16 protein-coding genes are annotated in these 16,953 nt (G+C 67.9%); 7 read left to right on the top strand and 9 right to left on the bottom strand.

Translation table 11 applies throughout. From position 1 onward, the window contains the following. Positions 1–154: 154 nt before the first annotated feature. From ACOZHM_RS15055 to ACOZHM_RS15035, 5 genes are all read right to left on the bottom strand, one after another. Complete coding sequence (locus tag ACOZHM_RS15055; protein ID WP_421570123.1) at positions 155–790, bottom strand: glutathione S-transferase N-terminal domain-containing protein; 636 nt, start codon at positions 788–790, stop codon at positions 155–157. Between the two features lie 124 nt (positions 791–914). Then, the gene (locus ACOZHM_RS15050; protein WP_421570181.1) at positions 915–1,616 is read right to left on the bottom strand and encodes a cytochrome c1; all 702 of its coding nucleotides are present in this window, start codon (positions 1,614–1,616) and stop codon (positions 915–917) included. A 37-nt stretch (positions 1,617–1,653) separates the two neighbouring features. Continuing rightward, entirely contained in the window at positions 1,654–2,913 is a 1,260-nt protein-coding gene (locus ACOZHM_RS15045; protein WP_421570122.1) for a cytochrome b, read from the bottom strand. A gap of 2 nt (positions 2,914–2,915) precedes the next feature. Then, positions 2,916–3,536 (bottom strand): ubiquinol-cytochrome c reductase iron-sulfur subunit, encoded by a 621-nt coding sequence (petA, locus tag ACOZHM_RS15040; RefSeq protein ID WP_421570121.1) that lies wholly within the window; start codon positions 3,534–3,536, stop codon positions 2,916–2,918. 149 nt (positions 3,537–3,685) lie between these two features. Continuing rightward, positions 3,686–4,642 carry a lytic transglycosylase domain-containing protein gene (locus tag ACOZHM_RS15035; RefSeq protein WP_421570120.1) on the bottom strand — a complete coding sequence of 319 codons (957 nt, stop codon included), beginning with the start codon at positions 4,640–4,642 and terminating at the stop codon, positions 3,686–3,688. 303 nt (positions 4,643–4,945) lie between these two features. Here ACOZHM_RS15035 and miaB point away from each other — a divergent pair, with 303 nt between their 5' ends. Beyond that, complete coding sequence (gene miaB / locus ACOZHM_RS15030; RefSeq protein WP_421570119.1) at positions 4,946–6,403, top strand: tRNA (N6-isopentenyl adenosine(37)-C2)-methylthiotransferase MiaB; 1,458 nt, start codon at positions 4,946–4,948, stop codon at positions 6,401–6,403. A 147-nt stretch (positions 6,404–6,550) separates the two neighbouring features. Here miaB and ACOZHM_RS15025 read toward each other — a convergent pair whose 3' ends face one another. From ACOZHM_RS15025 to ACOZHM_RS15015, 3 genes are read right to left on the bottom strand one after another with little or no spacing between them, the layout of a single operon-like run. After that, positions 6,551–7,666, bottom strand: coding sequence for an ABC transporter permease (locus ACOZHM_RS15025; RefSeq protein ID WP_421570118.1), 1,116 nt, complete (start codon positions 7,664–7,666; stop codon positions 6,551–6,553). Continuing rightward, positions 7,663–8,595: an ATP-binding cassette domain-containing protein gene (locus ACOZHM_RS15020; protein ID WP_421570180.1), complete on the bottom strand. Its 933-nt coding sequence runs from the start codon at positions 8,593–8,595 to the stop codon at positions 7,663–7,665. The genes ACOZHM_RS15025 and ACOZHM_RS15020 overlap by 4 nt, the downstream gene beginning before the upstream one ends. A gap of 50 nt (positions 8,596–8,645) precedes the next feature. Continuing rightward, on the bottom strand, positions 8,646–9,632 hold the full coding sequence (locus ACOZHM_RS15015; RefSeq protein WP_421570117.1) for an HlyD family secretion protein: 987 nt from the start codon (positions 9,630–9,632) through the stop codon (positions 8,646–8,648). Between the two features lie 408 nt (positions 9,633–10,040). Between ACOZHM_RS15015 and ACOZHM_RS15010 the strand changes: the two genes are divergently transcribed. From ACOZHM_RS15010 to ACOZHM_RS14985, 6 genes are all read left to right on the top strand, one after another. Next, positions 10,041–11,021 (top strand): PhoH family protein, encoded by a 981-nt coding sequence (locus ACOZHM_RS15010; protein ID WP_421570116.1) that lies wholly within the window; start codon positions 10,041–10,043, stop codon positions 11,019–11,021. Positions 11,022–11,122: 101 nt separating this feature from the next. Beyond that, on the top strand, positions 11,123–11,608 hold the full coding sequence (gene ybeY / locus ACOZHM_RS15005) for an rRNA maturation RNase YbeY (protein ID WP_421570115.1): 486 nt from the start codon (positions 11,123–11,125) through the stop codon (positions 11,606–11,608). A gap of 29 nt (positions 11,609–11,637) precedes the next feature. Further along, positions 11,638–12,240, top strand: coding sequence for a hypothetical protein (locus ACOZHM_RS15000; protein ID WP_421570114.1), 603 nt, complete (start codon positions 11,638–11,640; stop codon positions 12,238–12,240). A 64-nt stretch (positions 12,241–12,304) separates the two neighbouring features. Then, the gene (locus tag ACOZHM_RS14995; protein ID WP_421570113.1) at positions 12,305–13,186 is read left to right on the top strand and encodes an HlyC/CorC family transporter; all 882 of its coding nucleotides are present in this window, start codon (positions 12,305–12,307) and stop codon (positions 13,184–13,186) included. A 23-nt stretch (positions 13,187–13,209) separates the two neighbouring features. Further along, positions 13,210–14,454 carry a DUF4105 domain-containing protein gene (locus ACOZHM_RS14990; RefSeq protein ID WP_421570179.1) on the top strand — a complete coding sequence of 415 codons (1,245 nt, stop codon included), beginning with the start codon at positions 13,210–13,212 and terminating at the stop codon, positions 14,452–14,454. A gap of 15 nt (positions 14,455–14,469) precedes the next feature. Further along, the gene (locus ACOZHM_RS14985) at positions 14,470–15,468 is read left to right on the top strand and encodes a magnesium and cobalt transport protein CorA (RefSeq protein WP_421570112.1); all 999 of its coding nucleotides are present in this window, start codon (positions 14,470–14,472) and stop codon (positions 15,466–15,468) included. A 90-nt stretch (positions 15,469–15,558) separates the two neighbouring features. Here ACOZHM_RS14985 and ACOZHM_RS14980 read toward each other — a convergent pair whose 3' ends face one another. Beyond that, positions 15,559–16,923: an NAD-dependent succinate-semialdehyde dehydrogenase gene (locus ACOZHM_RS14980; RefSeq protein ID WP_421570111.1), complete on the bottom strand. Its 1,365-nt coding sequence runs from the start codon at positions 16,921–16,923 to the stop codon at positions 15,559–15,561. Positions 16,924–16,953: the final 30 nt, after the last annotated feature.

Below are 16,953 nucleotides of genomic sequence, written 5' to 3'. Positions count from 1 at the left end.
TGGCGCCGCGTATCGCTAGACGGCTCTGGATTCTGGTTGCCTGGTGCAAGTGTACGCGCCCGCCCGTGCAGCGGTCAGCATGCGGCCACCCGGACGTAAAGCGTCGATGCAGGCAGGCCGTTGCGAAACCCCGCAGCGGCCGCCCCTGCATCGTTCAGACCGGCAGATCGCGCAGCTTCTTTTCCTGGTCGGTCAGGCTGCGGATGAAACCGGGGTGGCGGAAAATGCGGTTGCCATAGTCTTCGATGGATTTGCCATCCTTGGGCAACGGCACGTCCAGCGACTGCAGGCGCCAGATGATCGGGGCCATCGCGCAGTCGGCCAGGCTCATTTCCGGATTGAGGAAGAACTTGCTGGCCTTGAACAGCGGCACCGCGCTGGTCAGCAGTTCCTTCAACCGCTTGCGCCCGGCTTCGGCCTGGGCCTTGTTGCCCAGCTGGATGGCCTGCACCTGCGGCACCCAATCGTGTTCGATGCGCAGCATGGCCAGGCGGATGCGCGCGCGTGACAGCGGGTCGACCGGCATCAGCGGCGGGTGCGGGTAGCGCTCGTCCAGGTATTCGCTGACCACCGACGCCGCGTACAGCACCAGTTCGCGCTCCACCAGCGTGGGCACCGAGTGGTACGGATTGAGGTCGATCAGATCCTCGGGCGGGTTCTGCGGGTCGACCGGGACGAAGTCATAGGTAACGCCCTTGGCAGCAAGCACCAGGCGCACGCGATGGCACAGCACGTCGTCGTTCGAGGAAAACAGCGTCAGGGTATTCCGCATGCGTACGCTCGCCGCCATCAAAGGCTCTCCAGCGACCGATATCCGCCGGCCGCGTCGGCGCCGCCGGCCCATTGCCGACGGTCGTCACAGTACCCGAGTGTGCAACTGGGCCTCACAAAAGCCAATAGGCCATTCGGCGACCTCAGTGCACGTCCCTCCAGTACTCCTTCTTCAACAGATACGCCAGGAAGGTCAGCAGGGCCAGGAACAGAATCACCCATACGCCCAGCTTCTCCCGCTTCAATGCCGCCGGTTCGCCCGCGTATTCCAGGAAGTTGGTGATGTCACGCACCGCCTGGTCGTACTGCGCAGGAGCAAGCGTGCCCGGCTGGGCCAGCTGCAGGCCGATCACCGGCGCGTCGGCACCCGGGCTTTCCGGCTTGCCGTGCACGGCGTGCTGCAGTCCCTGCATCTCCCACAGCGGGTTGGGCATGGAGGCATTCGGGAACAGCGTGTTGTTCCAGCCCAGCGGCCGGCTGGGGTCGAGGTAGAACGACTTGAGGTAGGTATAGATCCAGTCGCTGCCGCGTACCCGCGCAATCAGGCTGAGGTCCGGCGGCATCTTGCCGAACCACTTTTCCGCCTGCGCCTTGGGCATCGTCACCGGCACCGGCTCGCCGATCGGCACGCCGGTGAAGTTGAGGTTGTTCATGACCTCTTCTTCGCTCAGCCCCAGGTCTTCTGCCATCCGTGAATAGCGCAGGTATTTGAGCGCGTGGCAGCCCGAACAGTAATTCATGTAGAGCTGCGCACCGCGCTGCAGCGAGCCGCGGTCGCCAAGATCATTGCCCGCCTGCAGGGTCTTGCCGCCTTCGGCGGCGCCGGCCACGGCGCTGGCGAACATCAGGGCGGCCGCACAGGCCAGCCGGACAATCCAGTGGTCAGTCATGCGTGGTCACCCGGTCCGGTACCGGCAAGGTCCTGTCCAGCTTGGTCCATAGCGGCATGGTGATGAAGAAGGCGAAGTAGAGGAAGGTCAACACGCGCCCGATGTAGGTCTCATGCACATCGGTACCGGGACCGGAACCGATCACCCCGAGCCAGACGAAGCACACCGCGAACACGCCCAGCAGCGCGCGCGACAGCCAGCCCCGGTAGCGGTAGGACTTGACCCGTGCCCGGTCGAGCCAGGGCACCAGGAACAGGATCGCGATGGCCGAGAACATCACCAGCACACCGCCGAGCTTGTTGGGCACCACGCGCAACATGGCGTAGTACGGCGTGTAGTACCACACCGGCTTGATGTGCTCCGGCGTGACCAGGCGGTTGGCCTCGGTGAAGTTGTCGTGCTCCAGGAACAGCCCGCCGAACCCCGGTGCGAAGAAGATGATGAACGCGGCGATGATCAGCAGGAAGCCGGCGCCCACCCCGTCCTTGAGCGTGTAATAGGGATGGAACGGGATGCCATCGGTCGGCGCCGTGGCCGACCAGCGGTTGCCCTTCGGGCCCTTCTTGATCTCCACGCCGTCGGGGTTGTTCGACCCCACCTCGTGCAGCGCGCCCAGGTGCAGTACGACCAGCAGCAGGATCACCAGCGGCAGCGCGATGACGTGCAGCGCGAAGAAGCGGTTGAGGGTGGCATCGCTGGGCAGGTAGTCGCCCATGATCCATTCGGTCAGCCCGTTGCCGATCACCGGAATGGCGCCGAACAGCGAGATGATCACCTTCGCGCCCCAGAACGACATCTGGCCCCACGGCAGCACGTAGCCCATGAAGGCTTCGGCCATCAGCACCAGGTAGATCAGCATGCCCAGGATCCACACCAGCTCGCGCGGCTTCTGGTAGCTGCCGTACATCAGGCCGCGGAACATGTGCAGGTAGACCACGATGAAGAACAGCGAGGCGCCGGTGGAGTGCATGTAGCGGATCAGCCAGCCCCACTCCACATCACGCATGATGTATTCGACGGAGTTGAAGGCCTCCAGCGCGCTGGTCTTGTAGTGCATCGTGAGGAAGATGCCGGTCACGATCTGGTTGACCAGAATCAGCAGCGCCAGCGAACCGAAGTAGTACCAGAGATTGAAGTTCTTCGGCGCGTAGTACTCGCTCACGTGCTTGCGGTACACCGGCATCAGGCCGGGGGCGCGTGCATTGACCCAGTCGGCGACGCCGGTGGCGGTGCGGGAAAGGATATTGGCCATGATCAAGCCGCCCCCTGCGGATCAACGCCGATGATGATGGTGTTGTCGTCCTGGTAATGGTGCGGCGGCACCAGCAGGTTGATCGGCGCCGGAACATCCTGGAACACGCGACCGGACATGTCGAAGCGCGACTTGTGGCAGGGGCAGAAGTAGCCGCCCTTCCACTGGGGGTCGAACGGCTCGGGGCGGATTTCGCCGACCATTTCCGGCGAACAGCCCAGATGGGTGCACAACCCGACCAATACCGAGATCTCGGATCGGATCGCGCGGAATTCGGGATTCTGCTTGAGCACGTAGGCCGGCTGCTGGTCCACCACGGTGGACTCGGGGTCCTTCAGGCGTCCGTCCAGTCCATGCAGCGCATCGAGGATGGCCTTGGAGCGTTTGACGATCCAGATCGGCTGTCCACGCCACTCCATGACCAGTCGCTGGCCTTCCTGGAGCGCGCTGATATCGGCAAGCACGGGAGCACCGGCCAGTTTGGCGCGGGCGCTGGGATTCCAGGACTTGATGAACGGAACTGCTGCGAAACCGACGCCGACTGCGCCCACAACTGCGGTGGTTGCTGAAAGAAATCGTCGACGTCCAGTGTTGACTGGATCGTTTACCCCATCGTTGGCCATCCGGCACTCCGATATTGATTTAGGTAGCTTGAGGCTGCCAGTAGACCGGTGGGGGCCAGTCCACAATGAATCCTGATCGACTATAGCGGAACCTGACTCGGCGACACAATGGTGGTCGCGCAGCTGCCTGCCGCGCAGGCGAGTCGGGCTTATTGCGATGACGCAGTAGCACCCCGGTAGCGGTCGGCGAGCAGCGCGACGCGCTTCACGTAGTACTGGGTCTCGCTGTAGGGCGGCACGCCGCCGTGGCGGTCCACCGCGCCCTCGCCTGCGTTGTAGCCGGCGGCCGCAAGGGTGAGGTTGCCGTTGAAACGCTTGAGCAGCCACGACAGGTACTGCACGCCGCCGCGGATGTTCTGCGCGGCATCGTACGAGTCGGTCACGCCGAAACGCCGCGCGGTCGGCGGCATCAACTGCATCAGGCCCTGGGCACCGGCGCGACTGAGCGCGGTGGGGTTGTAGGCCGATTCGGCATGGATGATGGCGCGAACGACCGCCTCTTCGACGCCGAACTCGCGCGCGGCGGCGGCGATCTCGCTCTGGAAGGCGGTGGTATTGAGCCGCACCGAGCCGAAGTTCACGCCGGGATTGGCGCCGCACGCGTAGCAGCGCTCGATGAAGCTGTAGTGGATGGTGCGGACCTGGCCCAGGCTCGCCAGCTGCGCCGGGCGGCTGCTGGTGTAGTGGCGCACGCCGTCCTTCATATAGGAGTAGACCTGCCCGCTGACCACCCGGCCGGCCTTGCCGGTCCGCGCGGCCGGCGCCGGGGCGGCGGTAAGTACCGTGGCGGCCTGGGCCGGGGCGGGCGTCGGGGCGAGCGCGGTGCTGCCGCCATCGACCGGGGCCGGGCCGGCAACCGTCGCGGCCACGGCGGCGGGCGTCGCGACGGGCGCGGGCGCTGGGGCCGGTGGCGGGATATAGCGCCGCGGCGCGTTGCGGTCGGGCCGGTAATTGCTGACCACGCTGCAGCTGGCACCGGAGACCCGCTTGCTCACATAGCTGGGGATGCCGTCGGCGCCGACACACTTGTACAGGGTGCCCGCACTGGCCGGCAAAGCGGTCAGCGCAGCCAAGGCCAGCGCAGCGATCCCCAAGATCCCCTTCATGGGGCGGAGTGTCCCTGTTTCGCGCGCCCTTGCCAACCCTTTGACGCGCTACCCACACCGGACCGTGTCCTCCGTCTCGGATCGGTGCGCCTGACGGCAGCCACGCATGGCGTGGCTCTACCCCCTGCTGCCCTCGGCCGTGCCGCGTATCGGCCCGTTCCGCGTATCGGCCCGTCCCAGGTATCGGCCCGTCCCACCGTAGAGCCACGCCATGCGTGGCTGGGCCGCCGACCACGCTACAATTGCCGGCTATCCGCAGCCCTCCGGGACTGCCTGCCCGCCCACCCGACTGGAATAAGCGCCATGACCGGGACGCCAGCTTCGACCCTGCCGACCTCGGCCGGCACCCCCGTGCCCGCCACCCCTGACACCACCTCGCCCCGCCCCGACCTGCTGCCCCTGCCCGGCACCCGGCCGCAGGTGGCCGGCCCCGTGCGCGGCAAGCTGTACATCAAGACCCACGGGTGCCAGATGAACGAGTACGACTCGTCCAAGATGGCCGACGTGCTCGCCGCCGAGGAGGGCCTGGAGCTCACCGACGACCCGGCCGAGGCCGACGTGCTGCTGATGAACACCTGCTCGATCCGCGAGAAGGCGCAGGAGAAGGTGTTCAGCCAGCTCGGCTACTGGAAAGCGCTGAAGAACAACGGCCGTGGCGTGATCATCGGCGTGGGCGGCTGCGTGGCCTCGCAGGAAGGCGAGGCGATCATCAAGCGCGCCCCGCACGTGGACCTGGTATTCGGCCCGCAGACCCTGCACCGCCTGCCCGAGCTGATCCGCCAGCGGCGCGAGTCGGGCAAATCGCAGGTCGACATCAGCTTCCCGGAAATCGAGAAGTTCGACCGCCTGCCCGAGCCCCGTGCCGAGGGCGGCTCGGCCTTCGTGTCGATCATGGAAGGCTGCTCAAAGTACTGCTCGTTCTGCGTGGTGCCCTACACCCGCGGCACCGAAGTCAGCCGCCCGTTCGAGGACGTGGTGGTGGAAGTGGCCCAGCTGGCCGCGCAGGGCGTGCGCGAGATCAATCTGCTGGGCCAGAACGTCAATGCCTACCGTGGCCCGTATGGGGAGGGCGAACTTGCCGACCTCGGCCTGCTGATCCGCACCATCGCCGAGATCGACGGGGTGGACCGCATCCGCTTCACCACCTCCCACCCGCTGGAGTTCAGCGATTCGCTGGTGGATGCGTACCGCGATGTGCCGCAGCTGGCCAACTTCCTGCACCTGCCCGTACAGGCGGGCAGCGACCGGGTGCTGTCGGCCATGAAGCGCGGCTACACCGCGCTGGAGTTCAAGGCCAAGATCCGCAAACTGCGTGCGGTGCGCCCGGACATCTCGATCAGCTCGGACTTCATCGTCGGCTTCCCCGGCGAGACCGAGGCGGACTTCGAGAAGACGATGAAGCTGATCGAGGATATCGGCTTCGACCACAGCTTCTCCTTCATCTATTCGCGTCGCCCGGGCACGCCCGCGGCCGACCTGGAAGACACGATCAGCGACGCCGAGAAGCATGCGCGGTTGGCGCGGCTGCAGGCACGCATCAACGAACAGGCCGCGGCCATTTCGCATGGCATGGTCGGCACCGTGCAGACGGTGCTGGTGGAAGGCCCCTCGCGCCGCGATCCGAACGAGCTGACCGGCAAGACCGAGAACATGCGCTCGGTGAACTTCCCGGGGCAGGCGCGCCTGGTGGGCCAGCTGGTCGATGTGGAGATCACCGAGGCGTACAGCAATTCGTTGCGCGGGCGGTTGGTGGTCGCCTGACCGGACGCCGCGCAGCCACGCAGGGCGTGGCTCTACGGCAGCCAGCATGCGACGTGACGCGCGGCCGGCCGGCGGTGGTGGCACCGCGCCGTGGCACGCGGCCAACCGGGGGTAGAGCCATGCCCTGCGTGGCTGCGCGATCCATGATCAATCCAACCGTTTGCGGAACCGCGAAATCGCCAGGGTCATCATCACCGCGATGAAGGCCAGCAGCGCCAGCACTTCCGGCCACAGCTCCCACCAGCGTGCGCCGCGCAGCATGATGCCGCGCACCAGGCGCAGGAAATGGGTCAGCGGCAGCACCTCGGCCAGCCACTGCACGATGCGCGGCATGCCCGCGAACGGGAACATGAAGCCCGACAGCAGGATCGACGGCAGGAACACGAACATCGTCATCTGCATGGCCTGGAACTGCGATTGCGCCTTGGTCGAGATCAACAGGCCCAGCGACAGGTTGGCGGTGATCAGCAGCATCGCCGCCAGGTAGACATCCAGCACGCTGCCGCGCACCGGCACGTCGAACAGCCACATGCCCAGCACCAGCACCAGGGTGGTCTGGATCAGGCCGATCGCCGCATACGGCAGCACCTTGCCCACCATCAGCTCGCTGCGGCTCAACGGCGTGGCGATCAGCAGTTCCATGTTGCCGCGCTCGCGTTCGCGCACGATCGCCACCGCGGTGAACATCACCATGGTCATGGTCAGGATGATGCCGATCAGGCCCGGCACGATGTTGACCGCCGAGCGCCGCTCGGGGTTGTAGAACGCCACCACGCCGATCTGCCCGGCGGCGCCGGACGGACTGGCGCGCAGGGGGCGGTCGTTGCTGAGCGGCTGGCTGTTGAGCGGCACCTGCGCCAGCTGCACCGCCGCGCTCTGCACCACCGTGTCGCTACCATCCACCAGCACCTGCACCGCCTCGCGGCCCTCGAACCGGCGGCGCTCGAAATCGGCGGGAATCACGATGCCCACGCTGATCTTTCCTCGGCGCAGCGCCGCCATCAGCTGCTCGGGCGTGTCCGCCTGCAGGGTCGGCGTGATCACGCCGGTGGCGACCATGTCCATCAACAGCGCGCGCGAGGCCGAGGTACCCGCCTGGTCGGCGATACCAGTGTCCAGGTGGCGCAGGTTGAGGTTGATGGCGTAACCAAACAGCACCAGCTGCATCACCGGGATGCCGACGATCATGGCCAGGGTGACGCGGTCGCGGCGCATCTGCCGCAGTTCCTTCAGCACGATCGCCCAGAGCCGGCGCAGGTTCATGCCGCGTCTCCGTGCTCGGGCGCGTCACGGCCGCGCGTGGCAGACACGAACACATCCTCGAGATTGGGCGCGCTGCGCACCACCTCCGCGCCCTGCCCCGCCGTACGCAGGGCCTGCTGCAGGCGATCCTCGGCATCGTCGGCGCGGTCCAGCAGCACCCGCAGCGTGTTGCCGATCTGCGCCACGCTGAGCACGCCCGGCACCGCCGTCAGCGTGCGCTGGGCCTGGCGCGGCTGCGTCGCGTGCACCTCCAGGGTACGCCCCTGCAGCGCAGCGGTCAGCTCGGCCGGACTGCCGTCGGCGACCAGCACGCCGCGATCCAGAATGGCCAGCCGATGGCAGCGTTCGGCTTCGTCCATGTAGTGCGTGGATACCAGCAGGGTCGTGCCCGCATCGGCCAGATCGAACAGTTTTTCCCAGAAGTCGCGACGCGATTCCGGGTCCACCGCGCTGGTCGGCTCGTCCAGGAACAGCAGTTCCGGCTCCTGGATCACCGCGCCGGCCAACGCCAGGCGCTGCTTCTGGCCACCGCTCATGGTGCCGGCCAGCTGCTTCTGGCGGTCCTGGAAATGGTACTGCTCGAGCAGCGCATCGATGCGTTGCGCCGCCTTCGCACGCGGAATGTCCTGCACCGCGGCGAGAAATTCCAGGTTCTCGCGCACGGTGAGGTCCTCGAACAACGAGAAGCGCTGGGTCATGTAACCGATGCGCCGCCGCAGCGCCTCGGCCTGCTCTGGGATGCGCAGCCCGAGCACATCGATCTCGCCCTCGCTGGGCGTGAGCAGTCCGCACAGCATGCGGATGGTGGTGGACTTGCCCGAACCGTTCGGACCGAGGAAGCCGTACACGTTGGCGCGCGGCACGCTCAGATCGACATGGTCGACCGCGACCAGTGCGCCGAAACGCTTGGTCAGCCCGCGCGCACGGATCGCCAGTTCGGTCTCGGGCGCCCCTGCGGGCGCAGCCGGCGCCACCGCGTTCAAAATTCGACCCGCACCGGCACGCCGGCCGGCAGGTCGGCCATCCGTGCCGGCGGGTCGCCGGGATCCAGCTCCACTTCGGCCAGCCAGCTCAGCCGTGATACGTCGTTGCCACTGAGCGCGTAGTACGGGGTAAAGGCGGGGTCACTGCGGATGCTGCGCACGTGCCCGGGCAGGCTGCCCTCGCGCCCTTGAAGGAACACCCGGGCCGCCTGACCGACCCGGACCTGCAGCCGCAGCGGCTGCGCCAGGTACACCCGCGCATAGGGACGTTCGCCGACCAGCAGCACCACCAGCGGCGCTCCCACGGGGGCCTGGTCGCCGAGCTTGTAAGGCAGCGCGTCGACACGGCCGGCGCGCGGCGCGACCAGGTCGAGCTTGCGCAGCGTCACCGCCTGCGCGGCGGCCTGGGCCTGGGCGGCCTGCAGCGCGGCCTGGCCCTGCGCGACCTGTTCGACGCGGGTGCCATGCTCCAGCGCCAGCAGTGCCTGCTCGGCGGCGCGCACAGTACCCTGCGCGCTGCCCGACGCCGCCCGCGCGCGGTCGACGTCGGCCGCCGCCACCAGTTGCTGGCGCCCGAGGGGCTGCAACCGCGCGTAGTACGCCGCGGCATCGACCGCCTGCGCGCGCGCCGAGGCCAGCGTGGCCCGGGCCTGGTCGATATCCTCCCGGCGCGGACCGTGCTGCAGTTCCTGCAGGGCCTCGCCGGCCTGGCGGGTCTGCGCGTCCAGTGCCTGCAACTGGGCGGCCGTGCGGGTCGGTTCCAACTGCAGCAACGCCGTGCCGGCGGCCACCTGCTGGCCCTCCTGCACCTGTACCGCGACGATGGTTTCCGCGGCCGGCGCCGGCACGGTGACGCGATCCCATTCCAGCGTTCCCAGCGCAGGCTCGACCGCGGGCTTGCAGCCACCTGCCAGCAACGCAGTGACGCCCAGCGCTATCGCCCGCAGCCGTCCCTGCACGACCCTGTTGTTGGCTGCGGACATCGGATCGACTCCGGTGGAAAGGTCGCGGTGGCGGGAGCCGTCACCTTGCGCACACAGGCGTGAAGGAGCGGTCAGGCCGGACCTGCCCTGGTCATGAAATGATCACGCCTGCGCAACCGTTGCCGGCATTGGCGTGCGGCGGCTTATCCACATGTTTCTCCCGCAACCGCCCACAGCGCGTGTGGAAAACCGGGGCGGTCTTGACGCTTTTTTGACCACGCCTGCACAGTCGTTGCGGCACTAAGGCCGGCGCCGACTATCCACAGGTTGCTGCACCGACGCTGCACAGCCGCTGTGGAAAAGCGCCGCGTGGCCGGCGGCTGTGGCGGCGCCCGGGTGTGCGCGCTACCCTGTGGTTCCTTTCCCAAGCTCGCGGCACGGTCGTTGCGACCGCGGCCGCCGAACGCAATGACAGCACTGGCACATCGCGACTTCACCCTGGCCCCGGAAGACAACGAACGCCTGGCCAACCTGGCCGGCCCCTTCGACGAGCACCTGCGCCAGATCGAACTCAAGCTCGGCGTGGAAATCGCCAACCGCGGGCACGTGTTCCGCGTGACCGGCCCGGCGGCCGTGGCCGAGGAAGCGCAGAAACTGATCGAAGCCCTGTACATCGAAGCGGGCGAAGCGGCGTTCGACAGCCACGCCATCCACCTGCGGCTCAACCAGGCCAACGTGGAGCACCTGGTGGAGCGCAGCTACGAGGCGCAGGAAGTGGCCATCAAGGTCAAGCGCGGCACGGTGCGCGGGCGCGGCGCCAACCAGGCCCGCTACCTGCACCAGATCACCACCCACGACATCAACTTCGGCATCGGCCCGGCCGGCACCGGCAAGACGTTCCTGGCGGTGGCCAGCGCCGTGGATGCGCTGAACGAATCGCGGGTGCAGCGGCTGATCCTGGTGCGGCCGGCGGTGGAAGCCGGCGAGAAGCTGGGCTTCCTGCCCGGCGACCTGAGCCAGAAGGTCGACCCCTACCTGCGCCCGCTGTACGACGCCCTGTACGAAATGCTGGGCGTGGAAAAGGTGATCAAGCTGCTGGAGAAGAACGTCATCGAGATCGCGCCGCTGGCCTACATGCGCGGACGCACGCTCAACGATGCGTACGTGATCCTGGACGAGGCGCAGAACACCACCGTCGAACAGATGAAGATGTTCCTGACCCGGCTGGGCTTCGGCTCCACCGCCGTGGTCACCGGCGACCTCACCCAGACCGACCTGCCCAAGCACGTGAAGTCCGGGCTGCGCGATGCCATCGAGGTGCTGCGCGACGTGGACGGGGTGAGCTTCACCTTCTTCGAGGCGCGCGACGTGGTCCGCCATCCGCTGGTGGCGCGCATCGTCAGCGCCTACGATCGCCGCGACCTGCAGCAGGTCAAGCCGGACGCGTGACAGGGCTCCCGGCGCCACCTGGGACACGCATGGCGTGTCGCTACCGTCGGGGGCGCTCACGCGCGATAATGTGCCTCACAATTTGATGCACCGGAACCGCCATGACCAAAGGCCCCATTCGACTCGATGTCGCCGTCAGCTACGCCCTGCCCCGCGCCGGGTTGCCGTCGGCGGTGAGTTTCCGCAAATGGGTGGGCGCCGCGCTCAAGGGCCGCATCCGCGAAGCCGATCTGGCGATTCGCGTGGTCGATGCCAAGGAGGGCCAGTCGCTGAACCGGCACTACCGCGGCAAGGACTACGCCACCAATGTGCTCAGCTTCCCCGCCGAGCTTCCCGAGGGCCTGCCCAAGGGCGTCAAGTTCCCGCTGCTGGGCGACCTGGTGATCTGTGCGCCGGTGGTGGCCGCCGAGGCGGAGGAACAGGCCAAGGCGCTCAATGCGCACTACGCGCACCTGACCGTGCACGGGGTGCTGCACCTGCTGGGCTGGGACCACGAAGACGACAAGGAAGCCGAGGCGATGGAGCAGCTGGAGCGCGACATCCTGGCCGAGCTCGGCATCGACGACCCCTACGCCGGCGAACGCTGAGCGCGCCGCCCCTGATGGAAGCTCTCCGCATGCCCCTCCTGCGCCCCGCCCGCCTGACCCTGCTCGCCGTGCTCTGCGGCCCGGCCCTGGCCGCCGCCGCACCGCTGGATATCGCCGCCCTGATCGAATGCCGCCAGCGCGTGGCCGACTACGACGCCGTGGCCCCGGTCGTGGCCGACCCGCTCAAGGCCGTGGCCAACGGGCTGCAGCCGTTGCCGCAGAGCAACCAGTTCATGAGCGAGTTCCGCCTGGCCGCGCCGGTGACGGTGTTCGGCCAGCGCACCGAATACGTGGCCGTGTCCGGCGCCAGCATCATGGCGATCCTGGACCTGGCCGACCCGCGCCCGCTGGCCAAGGCGCTGGCGCTGGAGGCCAGGGTCGACAACCCGGACAAGTTCATGGCCGGGCGCGAGGTGGTCAGCCGCGACGTGACCGACCCGCGCACCGGCGAGCCGATGATCGAATCGATCGTCCTCGGCCTGTCCACGGTCAAGAGCCACCCGGGCAAGTCCCTGGCCGGCTGCACCTACAGCCTGGACCTGCCGGCCGAGGAGGAGCTCCCGGCCGACGCCCCGCCGGCACCGGCCGCCCCGCTGCCCCCGTCCGTGAATACCCCGCCGGACAGGCGCTGACAGCGGCCCGCATCCTGATAGACTGGCGCCAACGCCCGGCTCGCCGGGTGCCTTTTTTCCAGAGATGTCTGACGACGACAGTAGTGGCTCCATCGCGGAGCAAAATGAGAAGAAGCGCAGCTGGCTTGAACGCCTGACCTCTGCCTTCTCCGGCGAACCCCACACCCGCGACGAGCTGGTGGCGGTACTGCACACCGCGCACGACGACGGCCTCATCGCCGCCGATACGCTGCGGATGATGGAAGGCGCGATCTCGGTGGCCGAGCTCACCGTTGGCGACGTGATGATCTCGCGCTCGCAGATGGTCTCGCTGCCGGTGGAAGCGCCCTTCCTTGAACTGATGAAGCAGGTGGTCGAATCGGGCCATTCGCGCTTCCCCGTGCACGGCGACAACAAGGACGACATCCTTGGCATCCTGCTGGCCAAGGACCTGCTGCGCGGCGTGGTCGCCGACAACGGGCCGGCCAACGTACGCGAGCTGCTGCGCCCGGCGGTGCTGATTCCCGAGGCGAAGAAGCTCAACGTGCTGCTCAAGGAGTTCCGCCTGTCGCGCAACCACATGGCCATCGTGGTGGACGAGTACGGCGGTGTCGCCGGCCTGGTCACCATCGAGGACGTGCTGGAGCAGATCGTCGGCGAGATCGACGACGAGCACGACGAGGCCGAGGACCACACCGCGCAGATCGCGATCCAGGCCGACGGCCAGTACGTGGTCGACGCGCTGACCCCGATCGAGGATTTCAACGAGCGCTTCGGCGCCACGTTCCCCGATGACGACTACGACACCATTGGTGGCCTGGTCACCGAGGCGATCGGGCACCTGCCCGAAACCGGCGACGAGCTGACCCTGGACCGCTTCGTGTTCCGGGTGGCGCGCGCCGATGCACGCCGCGTGCAGGCCTTCCACGTGACGGTGCTGGCGCCCGACACGAACCACGAGGATTGATCCACGCCATGCGGCCCCTGCTGATGCGGTGGCCGTTGTGCCGCCTGTTGTTCCTCCTGCTCCTGTGCGGCCTGTCCAGCCTGCCCGTGGCGGCGCTGGCCAGCCCCGAGCCCGCGCCTGCCGCAGTACCGACGGCGCCGGCCGAGGCCCCTGCGCCGCGGATCGGCATCGTCACCATGCAGCCCGGCTCGATCTTCTTCGAGCGCTTCGGGCACGACGCGATCGTGGTCCAGGACCCGCTCAGCGGCCAGGCCACCTCGTACAACTTCGGCTACTTCGACCCGTCCGAGCCGGACTTCATCGGCCGCTTCATCCGCGGCGAGATGATGTACTACCTGGTGGCGCTGCCGCTGGAGCAGGACCTGTCCTACTACCGGGAGAGCGGTCGCGGCGCCAACCTGCAGTGGCTGGACCTCAGCCCGGCGCAGGCACGCACCCTGGCCGCCTCGCTGGCCGAGCGCGCCAAGCCGGAAAACGCCCGCTACCGCTACGACTACTACACCGCCAACTGCGCCACCATGGTCCGCGATGCGATCGATGGCGCACTCGGCGGCGGCCTGCATTCGCAGCTGTCCGGGCGCTCGCGCGGCAACACCTACCGCAGCGAGTCGGTGCGCCTGGCCTCGCCCGCGCCGTGGATGTGGCTGGGCTTCGACATCGGCCTCGGCCCGTTCGCCGACCAGCCGCTGTCGCGCTGGCAGGAAGCCTTCGTGCCGATGCGGCTGGCCGACGCGCTGCGCCAGGTGCGCAACAGCGACGGCCGCCCGCTGGTGCAGGCCGAACAGGAACTGCTGCCGCACCGGGTTGCCCCGGAGCCGCCGGAATCGGCACGCCACTGGTGGCCGTGGCTGCTGTGCGGGCTGGTGCTGGCCGCTGGCGTGCTGGCCCTGCGCCGCCGGCGCCGGCTGCTGGGCGGGCTGGCGCTGCCGCTGTGGCTGTTCTGCGGTATCGCCGGTGCGCTGCTGACCTTCCTGTGGGGCTTCAGCGCCCACCAGGCTGCCTGGGCCAACCGCAACCTGCTGCAGCTCTCGCCGCTGTGCCTACTGTTGCTCCCCGGGGCGATCACCCTGCTCCGCGGACGCGTGCCGGGGGCCTGGTTCCGCTGGACCCTGTGGGCGGTGGCCGTGCTTTCCCTGCTTGGCCTGGTGCTGCACTGGCTCAGCCTGCAGGCGCAGGTGAACCTGCAGTGGATCGTGCTGCTGCTGCCGCTGCACGTCGCCCTGGCCTGGGTGCTGGGCCGTCGTGACCCGCCCGTCACGGGTGGCTGACGCAGGATGCCGCCCATGGAAAACACTGCAACGCCCAATCCGCCCTGCGTCATCAACTGCGTGCACTACGACGACCAGGGCAAGCGCCACGACATCAGCCTGGACGCGATCAGCGACGTGATCGAGAGCGGCAACGGCTTCGTCTGGGTGGGCCTGTACGAGCCCGCCGACAGCGTGCTGCTCAAGCTCCAGGAAGAATTCTGCCTGCACTCGCTGGCCATCGAGGACGCGCGCAACGCGCACCAGCGGCCCAAGGTGGAGGCCTACGGCAATTCGCTGTTCGCCGTGGTCACCACCGCGCAGATGGTGAACGAGCGCATCGAGTACGGCGAGACCCACGCCTTCCTCGGCCCGCGCTTCCTGGTCACGGTGCGGCATGGCGCTTCGCTTTCCTACGCCGCGCCGCGTGCGCGGGTGGAACGTGAACCCGAGCTGCTGCGCCGGATGGGGCCGTCCTACTGCCTGTACGCCGTGCTGGATTTCGTGGTCGACAACTACCTGCCCATCACCCAGCGCTACCGCGACACGCTGGAGCTGCTGGAGAAGGACATCTTCTCCGACAGCTACAAGCGGCACACCGTGGTGCGCCTGTACGAGCTCAAGCGCGAGCTCAACAAGATGCGCATGGCGGTGGCCCCGCTGCAGGACATGCTGGCGCAGATAAAACGCTACCAGGGCGAACTGGTGCCCGAGGAAGTGAAGCTGTACCTGCGCGACGTGCATGACCATGCCGTGCGCATCAGCGATGTGATCGACACGCTGCGCGAGATGCTGGGCACGGCGCTGAGCGTGAACCTGTCGCTGGTGACGCTGGCCCAGGGCGAAACGGTCAAGCGCCTCGGTGCTTGGGCCGCGCTGTTGGCCGCGCCGACCCTGATCACCAGCTGGTACGGCATGAACTTCACCCACATGCCCGAGCTGGACAAGCCCTGGGCCTACCCCGCGATGATCATCGGGGTGGGCGCGATCTGCGTGGGCCTGTATCGGTTGTTCAAACGGGTCCGCTGGCTGTAACGGCGTGACCACCAACGGTGGTCACCTACCGGGTAGCGCACGACCGTTGGTCACCTACCGGTAGGGCACGACCGTTGGTCGTGCCGCGCATCAGGCCACGTAGACCGTCTTGATGTTCATGAACTCGTGGATGCCGTGGTCGGCCAACTCGCGCCCGAAGCCCGAGCGCTTGCTGCCGCCGAACGGCAGCCGCACATCGCTGTTGACGATGGCATTGACGAACGCGGCGCCGCATTCCAGCCGCTTGGCGATGCGTTCGCCACGCACCGGGTCGCCGCTCCATACGCTGCCGCCGAGCCCGAACGTGGTGTCGTTGGCCACCCGCAGCGCGTCATCGTCATCACGCACCCGCAGGATCGCCGCCACCGGCCCGAACAGCTCCTCGTCATAGGCCGGCATGCCCGGCGCCACGTTGTCGAGGATCGTCGCCGGATAGCCCGCATGCGTGCCGGCCACCGGCTCGCCGCCAAGCAACACCTTCGCCCCCTTTCCGACGCTGGCCTGCACCTGCTTGTGCAGCTCGTCGCGCAGATCGGCGCGCGCCATCGGCGCCAGCGTGGTCTTCTCGTCCTGCGGGTCGCCATACACCCGCTGCGCCGAGGCGGCCACGAACTTCTCCACGAACGCATCGGCAACGGCGTCGACCACAATGAAGCGCTTGGCCGCGATGCAGGTCTGCCCGCTGTTGTCGAAGCGCGACTTCACCGCCGCGGCCACCGTCTTGTCCAGGTCGGCGTCGTCGAGCACCACGAAGGCATCACTGCCGCCGAGTTCCATCACGCACTTCTTGAGCTGGTCGCCAGCGTTGGCCGCGATCGAGCGCCCGGCGCGCTCGCTGCCGGTCAGCGTGACCGCCTTGACCCGCTTGTCGCGCAGCACCTCGGCAGCCTGGTCGTTGTCGATGTGCAGCACATCGAACACGCCCTCCGGCAGCCCACCGTCACGGCACACGGCCAGGATCAGGTCGGCGCATTGCGGCACGTTGCTGGCGTGCTTGAGCAGCGCCACATTGCCGGCCATGAAGGCCGGTGCGAGGAAGCGGAACACCTGCCAGATCGGGAAATTCCACGGCATCACCGCGAACACGCAGCCAATCGGCTCGTAGCGCACGTAGCTGCGCTGGGCCTCGGTGTCGATCAGCTGGGGCTTGAGGTAATCCGCGGCATGGTCGGCGTAGTACTCGCAGGCCTGCGCGCATTTCTCCACTTCCGCCAGCGCCTCGCCCTTGAGCTTGCCCATCTCGGTGGTCATCGCCTGCTGCAGGTCGTCCCTGCGCGCACGCAGCTGGGCGGCGATGCCGCGCAGGATCGCGCCGCGCTCCTGCAGTGAACGGGCCGACCACAGGGGGAAGGCCGTGGCGGCGGCGGCCAGGCGCTGCTCGATCTCGGCCGCCTTGAGCAGCTCGTGGCGGTAGGCCACCAGGCCGGTGGCGGGGTTGACGATTTCGACGGTCATCGCGGTGCTCCGAAAGACAGGGCACCCATT

It is taken from the genome of Stenotrophomonas sp. PD6, assembly GCF_049199305.1.
Taxonomy (GTDB): Bacteria; Pseudomonadota; Gammaproteobacteria; order Xanthomonadales; family Xanthomonadaceae; genus Stenotrophomonas.
Note: the sequence above shows the minus strand (reverse complement) of the source record. Positions and strands in the feature narration are given on the sequence as shown.

What these genes read in the sequence shown, in the direction of transcription:
- ACOZHM_RS14995 (WP_421570113.1), top strand. Translation starts at nt 12,305, where the DNA reads ATGTCTGACGACGACAGTAGTGGCTCCATCGCGGAGCAAAATGAGAAG.
- ACOZHM_RS15035 (WP_421570120.1), bottom strand. Translation starts at nt 4,642, where the DNA reads ATGAAGGGGATCTTGGGGATCGCTGCGCTGGCCTTGGCTGCGCTGACC.
- ACOZHM_RS15000 (WP_421570114.1), top strand. Translation starts at nt 11,638, where the DNA reads ATGCCCCTCCTGCGCCCCGCCCGCCTGACCCTGCTCGCCGTGCTCTGC.
- ACOZHM_RS15050 (WP_421570181.1), bottom strand. Translation starts at nt 1,616, where the DNA reads ATGTTCGCCAGCGCCGTGGCCGGCGCCGCCGAAGGCGGCAAGACCCTG.
- ybeY (WP_421570115.1), top strand. Translation starts at nt 11,123, where the DNA reads ATGACCAAAGGCCCCATTCGACTCGATGTCGCCGTCAGCTACGCCCTG.
- ACOZHM_RS15025 (WP_421570118.1), bottom strand. Translation starts at nt 7,666, where the DNA reads ATGAACCTGCGCCGGCTCTGGGCGATCGTGCTGAAGGAACTGCGGCAG.
- ACOZHM_RS14985 (WP_421570112.1), top strand. Translation starts at nt 14,470, where the DNA reads ATGGAAAACACTGCAACGCCCAATCCGCCCTGCGTCATCAACTGCGTG.
- ACOZHM_RS14980 (WP_421570111.1), bottom strand. Translation starts at nt 16,923, where the DNA reads ATGACCGTCGAAATCGTCAACCCCGCCACCGGCCTGGTGGCCTACCGC.
- miaB (WP_421570119.1), top strand. Translation starts at nt 4,946, where the DNA reads ATGACCGGGACGCCAGCTTCGACCCTGCCGACCTCGGCCGGCACCCCC.
- ACOZHM_RS15010 (WP_421570116.1), top strand. Translation starts at nt 10,041, where the DNA reads ATGACAGCACTGGCACATCGCGACTTCACCCTGGCCCCGGAAGACAAC.
- ACOZHM_RS14990 (WP_421570179.1), top strand. Translation starts at nt 13,210, where the DNA reads ATGCGGTGGCCGTTGTGCCGCCTGTTGTTCCTCCTGCTCCTGTGCGGC.
- ACOZHM_RS15045 (WP_421570122.1), bottom strand. Translation starts at nt 2,913, where the DNA reads ATGGCCAATATCCTTTCCCGCACCGCCACCGGCGTCGCCGACTGGGTC.
- petA (WP_421570121.1), bottom strand. Translation starts at nt 3,536, where the DNA reads ATGGCCAACGATGGGGTAAACGATCCAGTCAACACTGGACGTCGACGA.
- ACOZHM_RS15055 (WP_421570123.1), bottom strand. Translation starts at nt 790, where the DNA reads ATGGCGGCGAGCGTACGCATGCGGAATACCCTGACGCTGTTTTCCTCG.
- ACOZHM_RS15015 (WP_421570117.1), bottom strand. Translation starts at nt 9,632, where the DNA reads ATGTCCGCAGCCAACAACAGGGTCGTGCAGGGACGGCTGCGGGCGATA.